This is a genomic window from Kribbella caucasensis (assembly GCF_004361855.1).
In the GTDB taxonomy this organism is placed as follows: Bacteria; Actinomycetota; Actinomycetes; order Propionibacteriales; family Kribbellaceae; genus Kribbella; species Kribbella caucasensis.
The window spans coordinates 226,643-248,659 of sequence record NZ_SNWQ01000013.1 but is presented as its reverse complement, the minus strand read 5'-3'; the positions used below and the strand labels follow the sequence as shown (position 1 = coordinate 248,659).

Genomic DNA, 22,017 nt, shown 5'->3' with positions numbered 1-22,017 from the left:
GGTACAACGTGCGACGGACCAGGATGGATCCGGTCAGGGACGCAGAACTGTCCGGAGGGGTGTTACGAGACCGCCGCGAGTTCAAATGTATCCGTCACGCGGGCGAGGACAGGCACGAACCAGCGCGGCGCTGTGCGACCGAGAGGGCTGCGCTGACCGAGAGGAAAGAGGCTCGGCCGCCCTTCGGACCAACCGACGGACTCACTGGATGCGAGCCGCCCGGCTGTTGTCTACTGGGCACCGAGCCTCTTCCACCTCTGCCCCGCGGGGGGCTAACCACCGGCGATCTCAGCCCCCGTCGACTCAAGCCTGGCACTGGCCTGGTCAGCGTCGCGGGATCATCCGGCGGCAGAACTTCTCGTGACCGTTGAAGAAACGGGATATGACGACCCCCAAAACGATGCTCGTTCGCCGCGGTTGTGTCAACCTCTCCGAGCCTCCTTCAAGGCGTTGTAACACTACTGCCCGCCCTACCTGGATCAACGGCCCACGATCCGCCAGGTCACGTTACAGAGCCGTCTCGGCACTCCATGTAATCGTTACCCTCGGCAACTATTCGTCACCCAGCCGGTACGACGACCGTCCCGGTTGCGCGCGTGATCACAAGCGGCTCGGCCAGTACTTCGGCCGCCGACTCCGACACGTCCGGCCGTCCCCGGCACACCACCGACGCGGCGAACGAGATCTCCCTGCTCCGATTGCCGACCCGGGTGATCGTTGCCTTCACCTCCACAACGTCGCCGGCCCGCAACGGCTGCACGAACTGCACATCGGAGTACGACGCGAACAACCCCTCATCTCCGTCGGCCTGGATGCACACCTCGGTCGCGACGTCACCGAACAGACCGAGCACGTAAGCCCCGTCGACGAGGTTGCCCGCGTAGTGCGCGTGGCTGTACGGGACGTACCGGCGATGGGTGACGGTCAGACCGACTTCGGCCTTGCTCATGCGCTTCTCCTGTTGGGCGTACGGATCCGGCGGGTGACAAGGGCGTCGACCAGATAGCTGGCCACCTCCCCCGGAGTGGTGCCGCGACCGAACACGCGGTCGACCCCGAGCTCGGCCGCCATCTGCTCTGTGAAACGGGGGCCTCCGGCAACAAGTACGGGCCGGGCGTGCTCCGGGTACGCCTCCCGGAAGGCGGCCGACATCTCCTTGGTGTTCAGCACATGCGCCTCGCGCTGGGTGACCACCTGCGACACCAGGATCGCGTCCGCCTTCTCCGTCTTGGCCAGGCGGACCAGCTCCGGTACGGCGACCTGGGCGCCGAGGTTGACCACCTTCAGCTCGCGGTAGTACTCCAGGCCCTTCTCCCCCGCGAACCCCTTGATGTTCATGATCGCGTCGATCCCCACGGTGTGTGCGTCGGTACCGATACACGCGCCCACCACGGTCAGCCGGCGGCGCAATCCCTTGCGGATGGCAAGGTTCGCCTCCTTCGGCGACAGCAGCGGGTAGTCGCGTTCGACCACCTCGACCTTGCTGGTGTCGACCAAGTGGTTCACCGCTCCGTAGACCACGAAGAAGGTGAAGTCCGGCCCCATCGCCTTGGAGTGCACGACCAACGCAGGTTCCATACCCATCTTGTTGGCCAGCTGGACCGCGGCGCCCTCGGCCAGCTTGTCGTGCGGAATCGGCAACGTGAACGACAGCTGGACCATCCCGTCCCCGGTCGTGTCGCCGTACGGCCTGATGATGCTCACTGCGCCTCCTCCAGCAACTCGGTCGCTGGGTTGTAGTACACGTCGGACCGGCGGGCGACGCCGTCGAGGCCGCGGCCGGCGTCCTGCGGTCGCTTCATCAACCCGAACGTCCCGTCGCCGATCGCGTTCAGCAGGCCGTCGTCGACGATCTCCTCGAGCAGCTCGACCGATTCGGCCAGCACCTGGCGGGCGCGGGTAGCGATGAACCCATTCGGCTCCGGCCGGAAGTCCTCATGAAGGTTGCCGGCAGCACCTAAGACGTACCGGACGTTCTGCAGCGCCAGATCGCGATCCGAGATCCACGGCGTCACGACGGCTTCAGTCATCATCCCGACCAGCAGGATCCCCTGCCCGGTCATCGCGCCGACCAGGTTGAAGAATCCGTCCAGCAGGTAACCGCGGAACACATCACCGGTCATGTGCCGGGTCGGCGGCATCCACTTCAGCGGCGCGTCCGGGAACAGCTGCCGGGCCAGCATCGCGTGCGCCAACTCCAGCCGGAACGAGTCCGGCAGGTCGGGGTTGATCTCGAACGCGTGCCCGAGACCCAGCTGCCAGTCCGCCAGCCCGGCCTCCTTGGCGAAGTACTCGTTCAGCAGCTGCGACACCGTCACCGTGTGCGCGGCCTCGACCGCGTCCGCCGTGGTCAGGTAGTTGTCCTCACCGGTGTTGATGATGATCCCGGCGCGGGCGTGGATCTGCCGGCTGAACCGCTGGTCGACGAAGGTGCGGATCGGGTTGATGTCGCGGAACAGGATCCCGTACATCGAGTCGTTCAGCATCATGTCCAGCCGCTCGAGCCCGGCCAGCGTCGCGATCTCCGGCATACACAGCCCGGACGCGTAGTTCGTCAGCCGGACGTACCGGCCGAGCTCGCGCGACGACTCGTCCAGCGCGGCCCGCATCAGCCGGAAGTTCTCCTGCGTCGCATACGTCCCCGCGAACCCTTCCCGGGTCGCACCTTCCGGCACGTAGTCGAGCAACGACTGCCCGGTCGACCTGATCACCGCGATGATGTCGGCGCCCTCCCGCGCGGCCGTCTGCGCTTGCGGGATGTCCTCGTAGATGTCGCCGGTGGCAACGATCAGGTAGATCCACGGCCGCTGCTCCGGATCACCGTGCCGCTTGATCAGCCGGTCTCGTTCCCGGCGGCGCGCGTCGATCCGCTTCAGCCCGTACGCCGCCGCCTTCCGCGCCGCCGCTCGTGCCCGTACTGCGTCGCGCCCCTCCGGCAGGCGGAACGTGACCGAGCCCGTCGCCGCCTTCTGCGCGAGCACGGACAGGTCCTCGGCCTCGCCGCGGATCAACGCGTCCCACACCGGCAGCGCGAGGCCGTGCTCGAGACCGACGTCGGCCCGCACGGTGTCCGCGAGCCGGTTCACCCAGGGGATGCCTTCTGTGTCGGCACCCCTAAGCCCGGCGAGCCGTAGTACGGCGCGCTCGACCGACACCGTGGTGTGCTGGCGGGCCAGGTTCACGATCGGCCGCCCGGCCTTGCGGGCCAGGCTTCGCGCCTTCCGCACGGTGACCGGGTCTAGGTCGAGCTTCTTCACAGCACGGGTCACGACGGCCATCCTTCGGAGTCGTAGACGATCCGCCCACCAACGACTGTCCGCAGGCAGGTCGGCACAGGGGCCTGGTCACTCAGGTCGGGCAACACCGGGACGCCCGCGCGCGGGTCGGTCGACCACGCGGCGACCCGCTGGTCCGGCGTCTGGACGACAAGCTCCGCGTCGCTCTCCCACACCGCGTACGTCGCGGCGGTGCCGAGCGCGAGCACTCCGGCGTCGTCGATCGCGGCAGCCCGCCAACCGCCCCGGGTGTGCGCCTGGAACGCTGCCCGCACGGTGATCCGCTCGGCCGGGTTGTGGTGGAACGCAGCCGCCCGCACGGCCTCCCAACCACCGAGCTCGGTGACCGGAGCATCCGACCCGAAGGCCAGTACTACGCCCGCGCGGGTCAGCGAACCGAAGGGGTTCATCCCCTGCCAGCGGTCGCCCACGCGGTCGGCGTACATGTCGTCCGGCCCGCCCCAGAGTCCGTCGAACATCGGCTGCACGGACGCGACGACCCCGCATCGCGCGAGCGTGGCGATCACGGCCTCGTCGGGCATCTCGACGTGTTCCAGCCGGTGCCGCGCGGCGACCAGAGCCTGTACGCCGAGTTTCTCCTCGGCGAGCTCGAATCCGCGAGCGATGTTGTCCAGGGCAAGGTCACCGATGCAGTGGAAGCCGGCCTGGATGCCGTTCTCGGTGCACGCGATCACGTGCTCGGCGATCTGCTCAGCCGTCAGGTACGCGTGCCCACGGTGGTCCGCGCGGTCGGCGTACGGCTCCCGCAGTGCAGCCGTCCGCGACCCGAGCGCGCCATCGGCGTTGAGGTCGCCGGCGAGGCCCGCGAGTCCGTACGCCGTCACGTTGTCGAAGACGCCGGTCTCACCCCAGTACAAGGTCGCCGCGAGCCCGAGCTCCTCGGCGGCCTGCCGAACCAGCGGCAGCTCCCATAGCGGCCCGATGTGCGGCGCCGCCATCTCGTGGAACGCGCCGATGCCCTTGCTCGCCATCGCCTTGACCGCTGCCCGAGCATCTGCCAACCGCTGCTCTGGGCCGACCAACGCGCTCAGCGCATCCCGTACGGCGTGGTTCGCGGCGCGCTCAACTCTGCCGCCGGCGTCGAAGCCCGTCTGCGTGGTCAGGCCGTCAACTGCTGCGGCCAGGGACGACGAGACGACACCCGAGTGGCCGTCGACCCGCGACAGGTAGACGCGGCGACCATCCGCGGCCCGGTCGAGTTCCTCGGACGTCGGCGGGCGACCCTCGGGCCACTTCGTCTCGTCCCATCCGGCGCCGTCGATCACGGCATCCGATCCAAGGTCGGCGGAGAATGCGGCCAGGCGGTCGAGTGCCTCGGTGAGGCTGCGAGTGCCGGCAAGGTCGAGGCCGGTCAGCAGCGCGCCGGTCTGCGCGGCGTGGACGTGGGCGTCGACGAATGCAGGCGTGACGAGCTTGCCCTGGAGGTCGATCACCTCGTCCGCGCCGCTCGCGTAGGAACTCGCGCCGGTGTCATCGCCGAGCCAGGTGACCACGCCGTCGTCGAACGCGATCGCGGTCGCGTGCGGGTCGGCGGGAGAGTAGACGGAACCGTTCGTCAGAAGTGTGCGCACAGAGCTAATCCTGCCCCTCAGCCGCGATCCTGCCCTCGAACAGCTCGCGGACACCCGGAACCGACCGCAGCAACTCGAGCGCGTAGTCCGCGTGACCGGGCACATATCCGTTGCCCACAAGCATCGTCACGTCGGCCGCCAAGCCCTCCGCACCGAGCGCAGCGGCCGAGAACGACGTCGCCATCGAGAAGAAGATCACCGTGCCGCCATTGGCCGTTGCCAGTACTGCGCCGTGCTCGCAGCCGGGCACATCCACGCAGACCACCGTGATGTCCGCCGGTCCCCCGGCCTGCTCGACCGCCTTCGCCAGCGCGACCGGATCGCGCGCGTCCGCGAGTGCGACCACATCTGCGAGCCCTGCGGCCGTGAGCTTGTCCTGCTCGGCCTGGACCGGGACGATGCCGATCGTCCGCGAGGCTCCGGTGTGGCGGGCCGCGGCCAGCGAGAGCGAACCACTTTTACCTGCGCCGCCAATTACTGACACGACAGGCTTTGTGCCTTTGTCGACATACTGGCGGACCACGCGAGCGGTCAACGCGGGCGCACCACAGACGTCCATCACCGCGAGCGACAACTCCGGCGCAAGGTCGGCCGGCAGCTTCGCGACGATCGATCGGGCGAAGAGGATTGCATGCCCTTCGGCCGGGACCTGCTCGCTCTTGCCATCCCACCAGGCCAGGCCGTCGGTGATCCGAAGCGGGGTGAGGGTCAATGAGACCAATGTCGCAACCCGGTCCCCCGGCTTCACCCCGAGGGGCGATTCCGGGCCGACCTCGTCGACGACACCGACGAGCATGCCGCCGGATCCCGTCACCGGGTTCTGCATCTTGCCGCGCTCGCCGACTATGCCGAGCACGGCCTGCTTGACCGCCTCGCCGTCGTGATCGTGAGCCTCGGCCAGCTGCCGATAGGAGGCGGCGTCGAGATTCAGCCGCTCCACCGAGATCCGCACCTCGTCCGGCCACAGCTCAGGGCGCGCGTCCAGCCGGGTCGCGGCCTGCGGCAACACGCCGGCGGGCTCGATCACGCGGTGCAGTCCGACGGGCGAGCTCGGTGCTGTCGGCACGGGTCCTCCTTCGGGTCACGGCTCGGCGCGAGCCGGGCGAAAATACTATCGATCTCAGGCTTCGACGGAAATCTTGCGGCATACTGATGGATGTGAGGGAAGTTCTATCGCTATCCTCACACAGAACCGTATCGCCAGTGGAGCCCGTGGAGGACTCACGTGACTGATCTGCTCAGCCCCGAAGTGGTGGCCGACGGCCAGCCGTACGCGTACCGGCGGACCGAGCTGGTCGAACCCGACTGGACCCGGCTGCCCGGCTGGAAGGACGTCACGGCCGAGGAGTGGCGATCGGTGCAGTGGCAGCGCGCGCATTGCGTGAAGAACGTCAAGCAACTGCGCGGCGTGATGGGCGACCTGCTGGAGGACCGGGTCTACGACGACCTGACCCGGGACCAGGCCGAGCGGGCGACCATGTCGATGCTGCTGCCGCCGCAGATGCTGAACACGATCGTCCCTAACGGCGCCGACGATTACACCGAGGCGTTCTACGCGGATCCGGTCCGCCGGTACATGCTGCCGATGTTCACCGACCGCCGGACAGACTGGCCGTCGCACCCGCACGCGGCCCGCGACTCCCTGCACGAGCACGAGATGTGGGCTACGGAGGGGTTGACCCACAGATATCCGACGAAGGTTCTTGCCGAGGTGCTGCCCACCTGTCCGCAGTACTGCGGGCACTGCACCCGGATGGACCTCGTCGGGAACTCGACGCCGGTGATCGACAAGCTGAAGTTCACCATCAAGCCGCAGCAGCGGCTGGACGACATGCTCGACTACCTGCGCCGGAACCCGGGAGTCCGGGACGTCGTGGTGTCCGGCGGCGACGTGGCGAACATGCCCTGGCCGCGGCTGGAGGCGTTCCTCAACGGCCTGCTGGAGATCGAGAACATCCGCGACATCCGGCTGGCCACCAAGGCGCTGATGGGTCTCCCCCAGCACTGGCTGTCCGACGACGTACGGGCCGGCGTCGAGCGGGTCGCTCAGCTGGGCCGGCAGCGCGGCGTGATGATCGCGATGCACACCCACGTGAACGCGGCCCAGTCGGTGACGCCGCTGGTGGCCGAGGCGACCAAGGCGATGTTCGAGGCCGGCCTGCGCGATGTGCGGAACCAGGGCGTGCTGATGCGTGGCGTGAACAACTCGGTGCCGCAGTTGCTCGACCTGTGCTTCGCGTTGCTCGACGGGGCCACGATCACGCCGTACTACTTCTACATGTGCGACATGATCCCGTTCTCCGAGCACTGGCGGGTCTCGGTGCGGGAGGCGCAGGGACTGCAGCACGGGATCCTCGGGTACCTGCCCGGTTTCGCCACCCCGCGGATCGTGTGCGACGTCCCGTACGTCGGGAAGCGGTGGGTGCACCAGCTGTCGGAGTACGACGAGGTGCGCGGGATCTCGTACTGGAAGAAGAACTACCGGACCGGGATCGAGCAGCACGACCCGGAGGCGCTGAACCGCACCCACGAGTACTACGACCCGATCGACACGCTGCCCGCCGAGGGCCAGGAGTGGTGGAAGCAGCACGCCGGCGACACCCTCGCCGCCGCCACCGCCAAGGCCGCCGCGTCCCGGTCCGCCGCGGAATCCCAGAAGCTCCTCCAGATCACCTGACCCCTGCCTCGCTGGTGCCGCTGCACAGGGGTCATCGGCACCAGCGAGTGGGTGGTCAGGCAGCACATGTGCTGTCCGCGCGAGGGACCTGGTGCGGCACGTCAGGGGGTCTGTGTGCGGTCGCGGCGGCGGAGGAATACTCTCCGCTGGTGACTGATCACCTTGCCGCCACGAGGGCGTCATACGACAACGTCGCGGACGCGTATCACGAGCTGGTGAAGGATCGGATGGCGGGGAATCCGATGGAGCGCGCGATGCTCAACGCCTTCGCCGAACTGACCGGCGACCCGATCGCCGACCTGGGCTGCGGAGCCGGCCGGACCACCGCCTATCTGAAGTCGGCCGGCTGTGCCGTCTCCGGCATCGACCTGTCCCCCAAGATGGTCGAACTTGCCCGCCGCAACAACCCGGGGATCCCGTTCGAGGTCGGCTCGATGACGGAGCTGAGATTCCGCGACGACGAGCTGGGCGGCGTACTGGCCTGGTACTCCACCTTCCACATCCCCCAGCCCGAGTTGCCCGCGCTGTTCGTCGAGTTCAAGCGGGTACTACGTCCGGGTGGGCGCGTGCTGATCGGCACCCACACCGGCCAGGACGAAGTACTGCGCCCGGAGAAGGCGTACGGCCATGCGGTCAGCTACACCGCCTACCTCTACCGCCCCGAACTCCTCGTCGGAGCCCTCGAACAGGCCGGCCTCACCATCACCGCCCAACTCACCGAACCGGGCTCCCGCCCAGGCCGAGGCTACGCCGCCTTCTTCGCCCAAACGCCAACCTAACCGCCGTCCCTCCTCCCCCTCCCCCACTCCCGCGCCGCTGGGAATCGGGACCTCGGACAACAACCGGGGAGCGTGAACACGAAAATAACGTGTCCGAGGTCGCCGGTTCTTGTTCAAGGTCCAGCCGGGTTTCGGCCGGGTTCGGCCGGGTTCGGCCGGGTTCGGCCGGGTTCGGCCGGGTTCGGCCGGGTTCGGCCGGGTTCGGCCGGGTTCGGCCGGGGGTGGATCAGAGGGCGGGTGGGCGGCGTTCGTACGGGGTGCTGAGGACGATCGTTGTCGTGGTGGAGACGTTGGCGCGGGCGCGGATGACGGCGAGCAGCTCCTCCAGCGCGAGCGGGGTGGCGACCCGGACGATCAGGACGTAGCTGGAGTCGCCGGCGACCGAGTAGCAGGACTCGATCTCGCGGACCTCGCGCAGCCGCTCGGGTGAGTCGTCCGGCTGCGACGGGTCGATCGGCCGGATCGAGATCAGCGCGGTCAGCGGCAGGTCGAGCGCGGTGTGGTCGATGGTTGCCGCATACCCCTGGATCACCCCGCGCTGCTCCAGCCGCTTCACCCGCTGGTGCACAGCCGATGTGGACAACCCGGTCGCCTTGCCCAGGTCGGTGAAACTCATCCGCCCGTCAGACGCCAGCAGCGCGACGATCTTGCGGTCCAGGTCCTCCATCCTCCAGACCCTACTCTGAGCGACGGCCGAGAACAGCACATCTGTTCGCGGGTGAGACGCACCGCCCTGGCGGCGACCGACCGGGAGCAGTGCGGCGCCGGCCGCGGCCGCCGTTCTGATCACGGTGCAGCCTCCGCCCGCGAGTACGGCTCGGGCAAGTGTCGGTCGGTTGTGAAAGCATCTGGGCATGGCTGAGAGTGGGCAGCGGCTGATGCTGCTGGATACGGCGTCGCTTTACTTCCGCGCGTTCTTCGGGGTGCCGGACACGATGAAGGCGGCCGACGGGACGCCGACCAACGCGATCCGCGGGCTGCTCGACTTCATCGCGCGACTGGTCGAGAACCACCGGCCGACCCACCTGGTCGCGTGCTGGGACGACAACTGGCGGCCGTCTTGGCGAGTCGAGCTGATCCCCTCGTACAAGGCGCAGCGGGTCGAGTTCGTCACCGCGGCCGGGGACCAGGTGGAGGACGTGCCGGACCGGCTCGAGGTCCAGGTGCCGTACATCCGGGCCTGCCTGGACGCCCTCGGCATCGCGATCGTGGGCGCACCCGACCACGAGGCCGACGACGTGATCGGCACCCTCTCGCACCGCGCGACGATGCCGGTCGACGTGGTGACCGGCGACCGTGACCTGTTCCAGCTGATCGACGATGCTCGCGGGATCCGGGTGATCTACACGGCCGCGAAGGGCGTTGGTCGCGCCGAGGTGTACGACGAGAAGGCGCTGCTCGCGAAGTACGAGATCCCCGCCTCGCGGTACGCCGATTTCGCCACCCTCCGCGGCGACGCGTCCGACGGGCTGCCGGGGGTCAAGGGGGTCGGCGAGAAGACGGCCGCCTCACTCGTCACGGCGTACGGCGGGCTGGCCGAGATCCGGCAGGCCGCGGTCGATCCGTCGACGCCGATGTCGCCGTCGGTGAAGCGGAAGATCGTCGACTCGAGCGACTACCTGGACGTCGCGCCGACGGTGGTTGCCGTTGCCAAGGATGCACCGGTCGGGCCGTTCGACGCGACGATGCCGACCGAGGTGCAGGACCCGGAGCGCTGGCTCGACCTGGTCGAACTGCTCGAGCTCGGCAGCAGCGCCCAGCGCGTCATGTCCGCACTCAAGCTCGGCCCGAAGGCGTGACGGTTCTCAGCCTCAGCCCGACGGCATGATGCGTGATGTCCGCGCTCGGCATCAGCCCGATGGCATGACCTCACCGGAAGGAATCGCGTGACCCTCAGCACCCTCGAACTGGCCGAACGGTTCCGCTCCGAGATCGTCGAGCTCCGCCGCGCGCTGCACCAGGTCCCGGAGTACGACCTCGATCTGCCGAAGACGCAGGCCCTCGTCCTCGAGGCCCTCGACGGCCTCGACCTCGAGATCACCGTCGGCAAAGAGCTGTCGTCAGTGACCGCCGTACTGCGGGGCGGTGGCGGGCCGGGTCCGGTCGTCATCCTGCGCGGCGACATGGACGCGCTGCCGGTCACGGAACGAGTGGACGTGCCGTTCAAGTCCACGCACCCGGGAATGATGCATGCCTGCGGCCACGATCTGCATGTCGCGGGACTGGTCGGCGCGGCGAAGATCCTGCACGAGCTGCGGGACCAGCTGGCCGGCGACGTGGTGTTCATGTTCCAGCCGGGTGAGGAGACCTCCGGCGGTGCGCCGATCATGATCCGCGAGGGTGTGCTCGACGCGGCCGGGCGGCGGGCGGACGCGGCGTACGGTCTGCACGTCGGGGCCGCCGTCCAGCCGTTGGGGATGTGGAGCAGCAAGCCCGGCTCGTTCATGGCCGCGGCCGACCAGTTGCACGTGCGCGTCGTCGGGGCAGGCACACACGGGGCGACGCCGTACCGTGGCAAGGACCCGATTCCGGTGGCCTGCGAGCTGGTGACTGCCCTGCAGACGATGATCACCCGGCAGTTCGACGTGTTCGATCCGGTCGTCCTCACCGTCGGGCGGATCGCGGGCGGCACGAAGGAGAACATCATCCCGGACGACGCGTTCTTCGACGCGACCGTCCGGACGTTCTCCGCGGAGACCCGGGCGAAGGTGCAGCGGACGTCGACGCAACTGGTCGAGGCGATGGCGGCCGCTCACGGGCTGACCGCCGAGGTGGACTACCGCCTCGGCTACCCGGTGACGGTCAACGACCCGGCGGAGTACAGCTTCGCCCGGGACACCATCGTCGAACTCTTCGGCCCCGGTCGGTTCCGCGAGCGCGCCAATCCGCGCTGCGGCGCCGAGGACATGTCCTACGTCCTCAACGAGGTCCCCGGTGTCTACCTCAACCTCAGCGCCTGCGCCGCCCCCGACCCCGGGGCCGCCGCCGACAACCACTCCCCCTTGGCCAACTTCGACGACTCCGTCCTCCCCGACGGCGCCGCCCTACTAGCCGAACTGGCAGTACGCCGCCTAGCCCGCGGCTGACCCCAACCCCGCCCCTCGGCTCGGCTGTCCGTGAACCGCCACCACTCACCAAGCACCCGGCACCACCTCCACCCCCGCCTGAACCTCGCGCCGAAGCGCGCATCCGTGGGACTTACTGAGTGGTGCAGGTACGCTCACCGGCCGAGACCTGCGTCGCGGGCGCGGATTATTGCTTCGGCTCGGTCGGCGACGTGGAGTTTGGCGAAGATGTTGGAGACGTTGTTGCGGACCGTCTTGGCCGACAGGTACAGCTCGGCGGCGATCTGCGGGTTGGACCGGCCGGCCGCGACCAAGGTCAGGATCTCGTGCTCGCGCGCGGTGAGTTGTGGGAACGGACTGGTCGGCGTCGACACCGGGGCACCGGCGAAGAACTCGGCGACCCGGCGCGCGATCGCGGGCCCGAAGATCGCCTCGCCCTGGGCGACGGCGGTGATGGCCCGGACGATCTCCGCCTGGTTCGCGCCCTTCAGCAGGTAGCCGCGAGCGCCGGCCCGCATCGCCGCGAAGAGGGTCTGGTCCTCCTCGGCCATGGTGAGGACGACCACGCCGATGTGTGGGCTGTCGGAGGTGATCCGGCGGGTGGCCTCGATCCCGTCCAGCTCGGGCATCTGGACGTCCATCACCACCACGTCCGGCTGCACCTCGCGCGCCCGATCGACGGCCTCGAGCCCGTTCGCCGCGGTACCGACCACCTCTACGCCATCCAGTGAACCGAGCAACGCGGCCAGCCCATCGCGGTACACCGGATGGTCGTCGACCAGCATCACTCGCACCGCCTCAGGCATGCGCGACCTCCGGTACCGCGTCGAGCGGCAACTGGACCCGTACTACGGTTCCCCCGGTCGGCGGGCAGCTGACACTGCAGACTCCCCCGAGTTCGGCGGCTCGTTCCCGGACCGACAGCATGCCCACCCCCGCGATGACCTCCTCGCCGATGCCTACGCCGTCATCGGTGACCGACAGTTCCAGCGCGGGTCCGTCGATCAGCCGCACCACGATGTCGCAGCGCGAGGCAGCCGCGTGCCGCGCGACGTTCGTTAGCGCCTCGGATGCGATCCGGTACGCCGCCACCTCGACGCCGGCGGGCAACGCACCCAGAGCGGCCGCGTCGACGGACACCTGGAGACCACCGAGCCGAAAGCGTTCCGCCTGCTGCTCGATCGCGCGGACCAAACCGAGTTCATCGAGCGCGGGCGGTCGCAGATCGTGGACCAGCCGCCGCACGTCCGCGAGCACCGCGGCCACCTCCACGGTCGCCTGATCCAGCATCCCGTCGGCCTCCTCCGGCGCGGACCTTGCCAGGTTCCGGGCCGTCTCGATCCGCAACGCGACGGCACCGAGAGTCGGTCCGAGGCCGTCGTGCAGATCCCGGCGGATCCGCCGCCGCTCCTCCTCCCGGGTCGCCACCAACCGGCTCCGGCCCTTCTGCAGTTCGAGGCTCAGGTCTGTCGCGCGCGCGGCGGCCGCCGCCTGCCGGACCAGGTCGCCCAACAACCGCTGGTCGCGGTCGGACAGGGTCGTCCCGTCCCCGAGGCAGAGGACGAGCCGCCCAACGGGCTCGCCGCGGTAGCCGACCGGGAGCGCGATGGCCGGCCCGGATTCCTTGCCGTGCTCAACGATCGCCCGCCGACCCGGGCCTCGATCGATCTCCACCCGCACGTACGGCAACCGGAACGCCTCCGCCAGGGTCCGCGCGACGGCCCGCAACTGCTCATCCGGATCCGCCGCCGACTCGAGCCGCTCGGCCAACGTCGACACCGTCGCGTAGGGGTCCTCCCGCGACCCGCGCACCAACCGCCGTACCGCGCGCCACAGGCGACTCCGGAGTGGCGCATAGACGACGGCGACGACCGCGATCGCGGCCAACGCTGCGTCCCGCTCCCCGAGCACACCACCCGCGATGGCGAATACGGCCAGGTCCACGCCGACGACGAGCAGCCCGAGTACGCCGTACAGGAAGGTGGCCGGTAGCAACCGATCGATGGCGTACAGGCGGTGTTTGGTGACCGCCCCCACGATCGCGGCCGACGTCAGCGCGATCGCCAGTCCGAACAGGATCGCCGGCACCGCAGGCGGGTTCTCCAGCGGCACGAGCAGAACGAACATGTCGATCAACGCGGCCCACATCAGCCAGCGGATCTGCGCGCGATGCTCGGGCGAGGCCGCGCGGTACCGGTGGACCGTCACGGCGAACGGCACCACCAGACTGACCAGCACGGCCGTGTACGCGACCCGTAGTACCGGCTCCCAGACCGCGTAGGGCAGATCGATGCTGAAGGGATCGAGCGCGAGACCCGCGATCTCCGCCGGCAGCGCGGTGTCGTGGTACCGGGTCATCACCGACAGCGGGACCACGATCAGCAGCAGCGGCAGCAGCGCTGTCAGGGCCAGGCTGACGATGGACAGCCAGCGCCAGAGCCGAGCGGTCACCAGCCGGCCGTCCGGGAAGAGCAGGATGAGCAGCGGCAGTCCCAACAGCAGCACCGCGCCGAACCGCGAGTAGAACCAGTACGCCGCGGACGCCCCCGGCAGACCGGGCGAGGTGTAGACCGCGTACGCCGCCCAGCTGGACGCGAAGCCGTCCACGATCCATACCAGACCGGAGATGGTCAGCACCCAGGCCACGGGATGCCGCGGCAACCGGTGGAGCAGGAGGAGACCCGGCAGCGTCTGGGCGAGCCCGGAAAGGACCGCCGTCCAGCCTGCATCCAGCTCGGCGGCAACTGGGATGTCCCCACCGTTCCGGAGGTCGAGCACCACCGTGATGGCGGCAAGCAGCGCAGCGACGGCCGCCAGCGCCATCGGCGCCCAGGCAGCCGACCTCGTTCGCGCGGGCAATCGCGACTCCCCCACCTCGGTCACCGTTGCATTGTCACCCAGCCGACGTCCCGCCGTCGCGGGTCAGCTGTCCCGTCTCGGGCCGGGACATTTCCGGGCGGGTTCCGGGGACCGCCGCCCCTGCCGCCCGGGTCAGACCGGCCCGGACAGTGGTGGCCAAGGGGGTACGAGGGTGCTCCAGGGGAGGAAGGAACGGCAATGACCGAAACACCAGCACGGGTCAGAACCGACGTGGCGGAACCGATCGACGCCCAGCGGGTGGGGGCAGCCGCGGTGGGGCTCGAGGTGCGGAAGGTAAGGCGGTTGGGGCTCGGGCTGACCGCGGGGACGCTGGCTTGGGCGACGAGTATCTTCGCGTTCACCACGGTCAACGAAGGGACTCCGGAGCGGATCGGGGATCTGACCGGGCTCGCGTTCCAGCTCGGGCTGTTCTGCCTGCTGGCGGTTCAGTACCGGACCCGGGCAACCGGGTTGTCCCGGCCGGCGGTCGGGCTGCTCAAGGTCGAGGCAGTCGTTCTCGGGCTTGCCAGCGTCTGGTCGCTCCTGCACGGGGTGTTCCCGGCGAGTCTGCAGGACGCCACCTGGCTGATGGTGCTCGACATCTGCTGGCCGCTGTCGATGATCGGGATGATGGTGATCGGGATCAAGATCGCGTTCACCGGCCGCTGGCGGGGTCTGCTGCGGTGGTGGCCGCTGGTGGCGGAGAGCTGGGTGTTCGTGACGATCCCGTCGATGATCATCTTCGGCGACGCCGCGTCCCGATGGGTCGGCGGAGGTCACCTCCTGATCGGCTACGCGACCCTCGGCGTACTGCTCGCAGCGCGCCCCGAGCTCGTCATCCCGAAGAACTGACTTGGTGAGGGGTGCCATCCCAGTGGATGGCACCCCTCACCAACTCAGCGTCGAGTTGCGCTCGGTCGGCTCAGGCTGGAGTCGAGCCAGGACATTCCGCGCCGCAACCACCAGAGCAACGGTGTCGTCGGGATCATAACTCTCGCCCAGCCCCACGAGAGCCAACCAGTCGCTGGTGGACTCCCCTTCGCTCCGGCCGACACCCATCCCTACCTCCGCTTGGCTGGCGGCTGATCCGCCCTGGCGCTAGTGTTCCGAGACGGGACTCTAGGTCAGCGGGTGGAGCGGATGAAGGCGTTGACCGCCGCGCCGAACTCGGCCGGTCGGTCCTCCTGGACGAAGTGCGCGGCGTTCGGGATGGAGACGTGCGGTTGACCTTGCGCTCCAGGGATCCGGTCGCTCAATGCCGAGTGGTCGCCGTGACTTACGTGGTCCTCGGCGCTGAACACGCACAGGAACGGCGTGTGGAGTTTCTCCAGCATTGTCCAGGCGGCCGCGATCATCGGGTTCGCCTCATCCTCGGCCGTGATCGGGATGAGGACGGCGAACCGGCGGACCCCATGGAGGAACTCGTCGCCCGGGTACGGCGCGTCGTACGCGGCCCGGACCCTCGGGGTCAGCGCCTTGAGCGCGAAGCCGTCGACGATCTCGCTGGGCCGGAGGTCCTGGGTGCGCTGGGTGAACTGCAGCCACTTGGCGACGTACTGCCAACCAGGACCGAGATCTGGGCCGCCGGCCCGGAGCCCGGTGTTCGAGGCAACCACCCGACGGAACCGGGTGGGATTCCGCGCCACCAGGAGCAGGCCCAGGGTGCCACCCCAGTCGTGGCAGACGAGCGTAATTTCACGAAGCCCAAGCCGCCGGAACAGGGCCTGCTCGAGCCAGTCGATGTGGTTCGGGTAGGTGTAGGCGAACCGGTCGATCACCTTGTCGGACTTGCCGAACCCGATCAAGTCGACGGCGATGCAGCGGTGCCCGGCCGCGACGAGCGGCGGAATCACGTGCCGGTACAGGTAGCTCCACGACGGATTGCCGTGCAGGAGGACGACGGTCTCGCCGGATGCCTTGGCCGGATCGCTCGGACGTACGTCGATGTAGTGCATCCGCAGCTCCTCGCCGCTGCGCAGCCTGATTCGCGCGTACTTGGGCTTGAACGGATAGTCAGGCAGCCCGGCGAACCGCTCGGCCGGCGTACGAACGATCTTCGGCCCTTCGGTGCTCGCGCTGGCAGTGTCGAGGTTCGGGGCCAGGGCAAGGCCGCCGGCGACAGCCGCAGCGCCGGCAAGGAATCCGCGGCGGCCGCTCGCCGTCCGCGCCGAATCGTCGATTCTGATCACGATGTTGCTTCTCCTCTTCGTCAGTGCCGCTCTTGCGCACCCTGAGAGGAGCTCGGCCGACCAAATGTGACTTGGCCAGCCGCGGGACCAGGCTTGTAGGCGGACGCCCACCACTCAGTAAACGCGCGGCATCACCTCCGCGCCCGCCTGAACGTCATGCCGAAGCGGGCGTTCTCGGGGCTTGCTGAGTGGTGCAGGTACGAAAGGGGGCGCCGCCCATCGCGGGTGGCGCTCCCTCTCGCCGTACGGGCTAGGGGCGGGCTGCCGGAGCGCCGACCGGAGCCGTGATTGCTGCTGCCTCCTCGTCGATGTCGACGACTGCTGCGGAGAATTGGGCGTTGTAAAGGCGGGCGTAGGCGCCGTTGGCGGTGAGTAGTTGGTGGTGGTTGCCTTGCTCGACGATTGAGCCGTCCTCCATTACCAGGATCAGGTCCGCGTCGCGGATGGTGGACAGGCGGTGGGCGATCACGAAGCTGGTCCGGTCCGAGCGGAGCGCGGCCATCGCCCGCTGGACCAGTACCTCGGTACGGGTGTCGACCGAACTGGTCGCTTCGTCCAGGATCAGGAGCTGCGGATCGGCGAGGAACGCCCGGGCGATGGTGAGGAGCTGCTTCTCACCAGCGCTCACGTTGCTGCCTTCCTCGTCGATGACGGTGTCGTACCCGTCGGGCAGGCTGTGCACGAACCGATCGACGTACGTTGCCTTCGCCGCCGCCAGCATCTGCTCTTCGGTGGCGGTGAGGTTGCCGTACATGATGTTGTCGCGGATGGTCCCGCCGAACAGCCAGGTGTCCTGCAGCACCATGCCGATCCGGGAGCGCAGGTCGTGCCGGGTGAGTTCGGTGATGTCCACCCCGTCGAGGGTGATCCGGCCGCCGTTCAGCTCGTAGAACCGCATGATCAGGTTGACCAGCGTGGTCTTGCCGGCCCCGGTCGGACCGACGATCGCGACCGTCTGACCTGGTTCGGCGACCAGGCTCAGGTCGGTGATCAGCGGCTTGTCCGGGTTGTACGAGAACGACACGTGCTCGAACTCGACCCGGCCCCGGGCCTCCGTCACCTTGGCCGGCGTCTCGTCGTCCGGCACCTGCTCCTCGGCATCCAGTACTTCGAACACCCGCTCGGCCGAGGCGACGCCGGACTGCAGCAGGTTCGCCATCGACGCCACCTGGGTGAGCGGCTGGGTGAACTGACGCGAGTACTGGATGAACGCCTGCACGTCACCCAGCGACATCGTGCCGGACGCCACCCGCAGACCGCCGATCACCGCGATCACCACGTAGTTCAGGTTCCCGATGAACATCATCGACGGCATGATAAGGCCGGAGATGAACTGCGCGCCGAACGCGGCCTGGTACAGGTCCTCGTTCTTCTTCGCGAAACTGGCCTCGATCTCCTTCTGCCGGCCGAACACCTTGACCAGCTCGTGCCCGGTGAACGCTTCCTCGATCTCGGCGTTCAGCGCGCCGGTGTGCCGCCACTGGGCGACGAACCGGGTCTGCGAGCGCTTCGCGATCGCCGCGGTCAGGACCATCGAGATCGGGATGGTGATCAGCGCGATCAACGCCAGCAGCGGCGACACCACGAACATCAGCGTGACCACGCCGATCACCGTCAGCAGCGAGGTGAGCAACTGGCTCAGCGTCTGCTGCAGGCTGGTGGAGATGTTGTCGATGTCGTTGGTGACCCGGCTCAGCAGCTCACCACGCGGCGCGCCGTCGAAGTACTTCAACGGCAGGCGGTTCAGCTTGTCCTCGACCTCGGAGCGCAGGTCCAGGATCGTCCGCTGCACCACGCCGTTGAGGATGTAGCCCTGCAGCCAGGACAGCAGGAACGCGCCGACGTACAGGCCGAGGACCAGCAGCAGTACGTTGCGCAGGGCATCGAAATCGATACCGACGCCGGGGATCAGGTCGATCCCGCCGAGCAGATCTGCCATCCGGTTGTCGCCGCGCGCCCGCAGGCCCCCGATCACCTGTTCTTTGGTCGCGCCGGCGGGCAGCGTCTTGCCGATCGCGCCGGCGAAGATGATGTCGGTCGCCCGGCCGAGCAGTTTCGGGCCGAGTACGGACAGGCCGACGCTGGCGATCGCGAGCAGGATCACGCCGAACACCTGCGTCCGGTGCGGCCGCAACCGCGCGAGCAACCGCTTGGCGGACGGGCCGAAGTTCATCGACTTGTCGCCGGGGATCCCGCCGGGTGGCCCGAAGGCCCGTCCGGTCGTGGGCCGCTCGGTCGCCTTCACGGTGCCCGGCTGCTCCTCGGCCGACCGCTCTTCCATCTGCTGGTCGGTCATGCCGCCTCCTCCGCGGACCGCTGGGACTCGACGATCTCGACGTACGTCGGACAGGTGTCGAGCAATTCGTCATGAGTGCCCTTGCCGACCACCGCACCGTCCTCCAGTACGACGATCTGGTCAGCGTCCACGATGGTCGACACGCGCTGCGCGACGATCACCACACACGCGTCGGCCGTGATCGGCGCGAGAGCCGCACGGAGCCTGGCGTCAGTCGCCAAGTCCAGTGCTGAGAACGAGTCGTCGAACAAGTAGATCTCCGGTTTGCGGACCAGCGCTCGCGCGATCGCGAGCCGCTGCCGCTGACCGCCGGAGACGTTGGTGCCGCCTTGGGCGATCGGCGAGTCGAGGCCGTCCGGCATCGCCGCGACGAAGTCCTTGCCCTGGGCAATCTCCAGTGCCTCCCAGAGTTCGTCGTCGCCTGCGTCCGGGTTGCCGTAGCGCAGGTTGCTGGCGACCGTGCCGGAGAAGAGGTACGGCCGTTGCGGGACCAGGCCGATCCGCTCCCACAACGCATCCGGTTCGATCTCCCGGACGTCGACTCCATTGACCAGTACTAGGCCGCCGGTGGCGTCGAACAATCTCGGAACCAGTGAGATCAGGGTCGTCTTGCCGGCACCTGTGCTACCGATGATCGCGGTCGTCTGTCCGGGCGATGCGGCGAAGCTGACGTCCCGCAGTACAGGCTCGGCGGCGCCGGGGTACTGGAACTCGGCGTGCTCGAAGACCAGGTCGCCGCGTCCGGTGAAGGTGCTGACCGGGTTGGTTGGCGGGCGGACCGAGGACTCGGTCCCGAGCACCTCGCTGATCCGGTCGGCGCAGACCGAGGCCCGCGGAACCATGATCATCACGAAGGTCGCCATCATCACCGAGAACAGGATCTGGATCAGGTAGCTGAGGAACGCGGTGAGCGCGCCCACCTGCATCGTGCCGTTCTCCACCCGGGACGCGCCGAACCACAGGACGGCGATGCTGGAGACGTTGAGGATCAACATCACCACCGGGAAGACCAGGGCCATCAGCCGGCCGGCCCGGACGGCGGTGTCGGTGAGGTTCGCGTTCGCCTCGCCGAACCGCTGGGTCTCGTGCGGCTCGCGGACGAACGCGCGGACCACCCGGATACCGGTGATCTGCTCGCGCAGCACCCGGTTCACCCCGTCGATGTTCACCTGCATCCGGCGGAACTGGGGCACCATCCGGGACGCGATCAGGCCGATCGATGCCGCCAGCAACGGTACGGCGACGGCGACCAGCCAGGACAGTCCGACGTCCTCGCGGACCGCCATGAAGATGCCGCCGACCATCGTGATCGGAGCTGCGACCAACATGGTGCAGGTGGTCACCACCAGCATCTGGATCTGGGTGACGTCGTTGGTACTGCGGGAGATCAGCGTCGGTGCGCCGAACTGGTTCACCTCCCGGGCGGAGAACTCCCCGACCCGGTGGAAGACGGCGGCCCGGACGTCCCGGCCGAACAACGCCGCGGTCTTGGCGCCGTAGTACACGGCGGTGACCGTGCAGATGATCTGCACCAGGCTGACGGCCAGCATCCAGCCGCCGGTGCGCATGATGTAGCCGGTGTCGCCCTTGGCCACACCCTCGTCGATGATGTCGGCGTTCAGGCTGGGCAGGTAGAGAGAGGCGATCGTCCCGATCAGTTGCAGGACCACCACCATGGACAGAAAGCCGGCGTACGGACGCAGGTGCGTACGCAACAGGCGAAGTAGCATCAGAGGTCCCCGGGGTGGTGTTTGCGGACACCGTCGAGTGCGAAGTCGACGATCTCCTCGGCGGTCAATGGCCGACCGTCCGAAATCATTGGGTGGGTGGCGGAGAAGGTGAGCAGCCGGATCCGGTGCGCGACTTCCTCCGGTGGGTAGCGGAGCAGCCCGGCATCCGGGCGGATCAGGTCGACGATGACGCTGTTGGCCTGTTCGGCGTCGGCCTTGCGCCGGCGCTCCTCCTTGGCGTCGTGCTGCCAGTGCCCTGGACGCATCCGCAGCGCGAACAGCAGCTTGAAGACACTGCGCAGCCGCGTCTGGCTGATCTCGACCGACTCGACCAGCCGGTCCCGCAGCGGCAGGGTCCGGTCGATCGACCGGAGCGCCTCGATCAGCGGGCCGGCCTCGAACGCCGTCCCCATCACGGCGTCGATCAGCGCGTCCTTGCTGCCGAACGCGCGGAAGATGGTGCCTTCGGCGACACCGGCCGCCTCGGCGATCTGCCGGGTGCTGACGTCGGTGCCGTGCTCCTCCAGCAACGGCAGCGCCGCCTTGACGATGGCCGCGCGGCGCTCGTCGGGCGGCAGTGGGGTCGCACGTGGGCTCACCCGATCGAGGCTAACTGAGTGAGCACTCACTCACAACTGCATTTTCCGGTACGTCACCACACCCCGCGTTGTTGGTGGGTCAGCGGTCGGCGAGGAGGGCGGCGATGCCGTCGAGGACTCGGGCAAGGCCGAACTCGAAGCCGTGCTCGGAGTCGTACGCCGCCTCGAACTCCTGCCCGACAGTGGTGCCGACCCGGGACGCGATCGGGAACTTCTGCGCGTCGCCGATCTTCTCCAGCAACGGTTCGTGCGCCTCCCACCACTCCTTGTCGGTGATCCCGGACGACTGGATCACCTGCTTCGCGTCGATCGCACTCCGGACGGCTCCGTGGACGTAGCCGTTGACCAGCGCGACCGCGGCGTCCATCTCGACGTCGGTCAGGCCGATCCCCTCGACGGCTGCCAACTCCCACTCGTACTTCGCCATCACGCCGGGGCCGAGCGGCGGGCGGCTCGTGGCGACGTACAGCATCCAGGGGTGGCGGAGGTAGAGCTCGCGGTTCTCCCGGGCGACCTCGTCCAGTTTCTTCCGCCAGTCGCCGGTCACCTCGCGGAGCGGCAGCTCGGCGTACGCGCTGTCGAGCATCACGTCCAGGAGCTCGCCCTTGCCGGGGACGTACCGGTACAGGGTCATGGCGCCGACACCGAGTTCGTCGGCGACCCGGCGCATCGACATCGCGGCGAGTCCCTCCGCGTCGGCGATCCGGGTGGCCGCGTCGACGATGCGCTCGACCGTGAGGGCCGGCTTGGGTCCCCGGGTCGGCCGGGCCTGCAGTCCCCAGAGCAGCTCGAGGCTCTTCGCCGGGTCGCCGCCGCCGCTGTACTCCTGGTTCATGGCCGAATTCTCTATTCCTGTACGCCGGATTCAGGTGCGCCGGCTCTATTCATGTGCGCGTGGTCGCCGGATTGGCTACACTCCTGCGGTTACCTCGTACAGCGTACTCAGTGAGGGCTGT

Annotated in this window: 18 protein-coding genes; 5 read left to right on the top strand and 13 right to left on the bottom strand. The window is 68.5% G+C overall.

Features of this window, described 5'->3' with window-relative positions; all coding sequences use genetic code 11:
- Window positions 1-559: 559 nt before the first annotated feature.
- The 5 genes from kal to kdd are packed head-to-tail and all read right to left on the bottom strand — an operon-like array spanning window position 560 to window position 5,933.
- Window positions 560-949: a 3-aminobutyryl-CoA ammonia lyase gene (kal, locus tag EV643_RS26140; RefSeq protein WP_133802776.1), complete on the bottom strand. Its 390-nt coding sequence runs from the start codon at window positions 947-949 to the stop codon at window positions 560-562.
- Entirely contained in the window at window positions 946-1,704 is a 759-nt protein-coding gene (gene kamE, locus EV643_RS26135) for a lysine 5,6-aminomutase subunit beta (protein ID WP_133802775.1), read from the bottom strand. Before kamE ends, kal begins: the two co-directional genes overlap by 4 nt.
- Entirely contained in the window at window positions 1,701-3,278 is a 1,578-nt protein-coding gene (gene kamD / locus EV643_RS26130) for a lysine 5,6-aminomutase subunit alpha (protein ID WP_238165806.1), read from the bottom strand. Before kamD ends, kamE begins: the two co-directional genes overlap by 4 nt.
- A complete protein-coding gene (locus tag EV643_RS26125) occupies window positions 3,266-4,867 on the bottom strand; it encodes an amidohydrolase (RefSeq protein WP_202869758.1) in 1,602 nt (533 codons plus the stop codon). Before EV643_RS26125 ends, kamD begins: the two co-directional genes overlap by 13 nt.
- A 4-nt stretch (window positions 4,868-4,871) precedes the next feature.
- Window positions 4,872-5,933 carry an L-erythro-3,5-diaminohexanoate dehydrogenase gene (gene kdd / locus EV643_RS26120; protein WP_133802772.1) on the bottom strand — a complete coding sequence of 354 codons (1,062 nt, stop codon included), beginning with the start codon at window positions 5,931-5,933 and terminating at the stop codon, window positions 4,872-4,874.
- 159 nt (window positions 5,934-6,092) lie between these two features.
- Between kdd and EV643_RS26115 the strand changes: the two genes are divergently transcribed.
- Window positions 6,093-7,544, top strand: coding sequence for a KamA family radical SAM protein (locus tag EV643_RS26115; RefSeq protein ID WP_133802771.1), 1,452 nt, complete (start codon window positions 6,093-6,095; stop codon window positions 7,542-7,544).
- A 149-nt stretch (window positions 7,545-7,693) separates the two neighbouring features.
- Window positions 7,694-8,323 carry a class I SAM-dependent methyltransferase gene (locus EV643_RS26110; RefSeq protein ID WP_133802770.1) on the top strand — a complete coding sequence of 210 codons (630 nt, stop codon included), beginning with the start codon at window positions 7,694-7,696 and terminating at the stop codon, window positions 8,321-8,323.
- Window positions 8,324-8,549: 226 nt separating this feature from the next.
- Here the strand turns inward: EV643_RS26110 and EV643_RS26105 are convergent, their stop codons facing one another.
- On the bottom strand, window positions 8,550-8,990 hold the full coding sequence (locus EV643_RS26105; protein ID WP_133802769.1) for an Lrp/AsnC family transcriptional regulator: 441 nt from the start codon (window positions 8,988-8,990) through the stop codon (window positions 8,550-8,552).
- Between the two features lie 211 nt (window positions 8,991-9,201).
- On the opposite strand from EV643_RS26105, the gene EV643_RS26100 reads away from it, so the two are divergent.
- Together EV643_RS26100 and EV643_RS26095 are read left to right on the top strand one after the other, a co-directional pair.
- Window positions 9,202-10,122 (top strand): 5'-3' exonuclease, encoded by a 921-nt coding sequence (locus EV643_RS26100; RefSeq protein WP_133802820.1) that lies wholly within the window; start codon window positions 9,202-9,204, stop codon window positions 10,120-10,122.
- An 87-nt stretch (window positions 10,123-10,209) separates the two neighbouring features.
- Window positions 10,210-11,409, top strand: coding sequence for a M20 metallopeptidase family protein (locus EV643_RS26095; RefSeq protein WP_133802768.1), 1,200 nt, complete (start codon window positions 10,210-10,212; stop codon window positions 11,407-11,409).
- Window positions 11,410-11,543: 134 nt separating this feature from the next.
- Here the strand turns inward: EV643_RS26095 and EV643_RS26090 are convergent, their stop codons facing one another.
- Window positions 11,544-12,194: a response regulator transcription factor gene (locus tag EV643_RS26090; protein WP_133802767.1), complete on the bottom strand. Its 651-nt coding sequence runs from the start codon at window positions 12,192-12,194 to the stop codon at window positions 11,544-11,546.
- Window positions 12,187-14,271, bottom strand: a complete 2,085-nt coding sequence (locus EV643_RS26085; protein ID WP_133802766.1) for a sensor histidine kinase — start codon at window positions 14,269-14,271, stop codon at window positions 12,187-12,189. Before EV643_RS26085 ends, EV643_RS26090 begins: the two co-directional genes overlap by 8 nt.
- A gap of 174 nt (window positions 14,272-14,445) precedes the next feature.
- Between EV643_RS26085 and EV643_RS26080 the strand changes: the two genes are divergently transcribed.
- Entirely contained in the window at window positions 14,446-15,099 is a 654-nt protein-coding gene (locus EV643_RS26080; RefSeq protein WP_133802765.1) for a hypothetical protein, read from the top strand.
- Between the two features lie 272 nt (window positions 15,100-15,371).
- Here the strand turns inward: EV643_RS26080 and EV643_RS26075 are convergent, their stop codons facing one another.
- From EV643_RS26075 to EV643_RS26055, 5 genes are all read right to left on the bottom strand, one after another.
- Window positions 15,372-16,436, bottom strand: coding sequence for a haloalkane dehalogenase (locus EV643_RS26075; RefSeq protein ID WP_202869757.1), 1,065 nt, complete (start codon window positions 16,434-16,436; stop codon window positions 15,372-15,374).
- 250 nt (window positions 16,437-16,686) lie between these two features.
- Window positions 16,687-18,717: an ABC transporter ATP-binding protein gene (locus EV643_RS26070; protein ID WP_370452368.1), complete on the bottom strand. Its 2,031-nt coding sequence runs from the start codon at window positions 18,715-18,717 to the stop codon at window positions 16,687-16,689.
- Between the two features lie 11 nt (window positions 18,718-18,728).
- On the bottom strand, window positions 18,729-20,462 hold the full coding sequence (locus tag EV643_RS26065) for an ABC transporter ATP-binding protein (RefSeq protein ID WP_133802763.1): 1,734 nt from the start codon (window positions 20,460-20,462) through the stop codon (window positions 18,729-18,731).
- A complete protein-coding gene (locus tag EV643_RS26060; protein WP_238165805.1) occupies window positions 20,462-21,061 on the bottom strand; it encodes a TetR/AcrR family transcriptional regulator in 600 nt (199 codons plus the stop codon). The genes EV643_RS26065 and EV643_RS26060 overlap by 1 nt, the downstream gene beginning before the upstream one ends.
- 79 nt (window positions 21,062-21,140) lie before the next feature.
- Window positions 21,141-21,896: a TetR/AcrR family transcriptional regulator gene (locus tag EV643_RS26055; RefSeq protein WP_133802762.1), complete on the bottom strand. Its 756-nt coding sequence runs from the start codon at window positions 21,894-21,896 to the stop codon at window positions 21,141-21,143.
- Window positions 21,897-22,017: the final 121 nt, after the last annotated feature.

Coding starts and splice junctions, on each gene's coding strand:
- EV643_RS26080 (WP_133802765.1), top strand. CDS start 14,446: ATGACCGAAACACCAGCACGGGTCAGAACCGACGTGGCGGAACCGATC.
- EV643_RS26100 (WP_133802820.1), top strand. CDS start 9,202: ATGCTGCTGGATACGGCGTCGCTTTACTTCCGCGCGTTCTTCGGGGTG.
- EV643_RS26065 (WP_133802763.1), bottom strand. CDS start 20,462: ATGCTACTTCGCCTGTTGCGTACGCACCTGCGTCCGTACGCCGGCTTT.
- kamD (WP_238165806.1), bottom strand. CDS start 3,278: ATGGCCGTCGTGACCCGTGCTGTGAAGAAGCTCGACCTAGACCCGGTC.
- EV643_RS26055 (WP_133802762.1), bottom strand. CDS start 21,896: ATGAACCAGGAGTACAGCGGCGGCGGCGACCCGGCGAAGAGCCTCGAG.
- kal (WP_133802776.1), bottom strand. CDS start 949: ATGAGCAAGGCCGAAGTCGGTCTGACCGTCACCCATCGCCGGTACGTC.
- EV643_RS26070 (WP_370452368.1), bottom strand. CDS start 18,717: ATGGAAGAGCGGTCGGCCGAGGAGCAGCCGGGCACCGTGAAGGCGACC.
- EV643_RS26090 (WP_133802767.1), bottom strand. CDS start 12,194: ATGCCTGAGGCGGTGCGAGTGATGCTGGTCGACGACCATCCGGTGTAC.
- EV643_RS26105 (WP_133802769.1), bottom strand. CDS start 8,990: ATGGAGGACCTGGACCGCAAGATCGTCGCGCTGCTGGCGTCTGACGGG.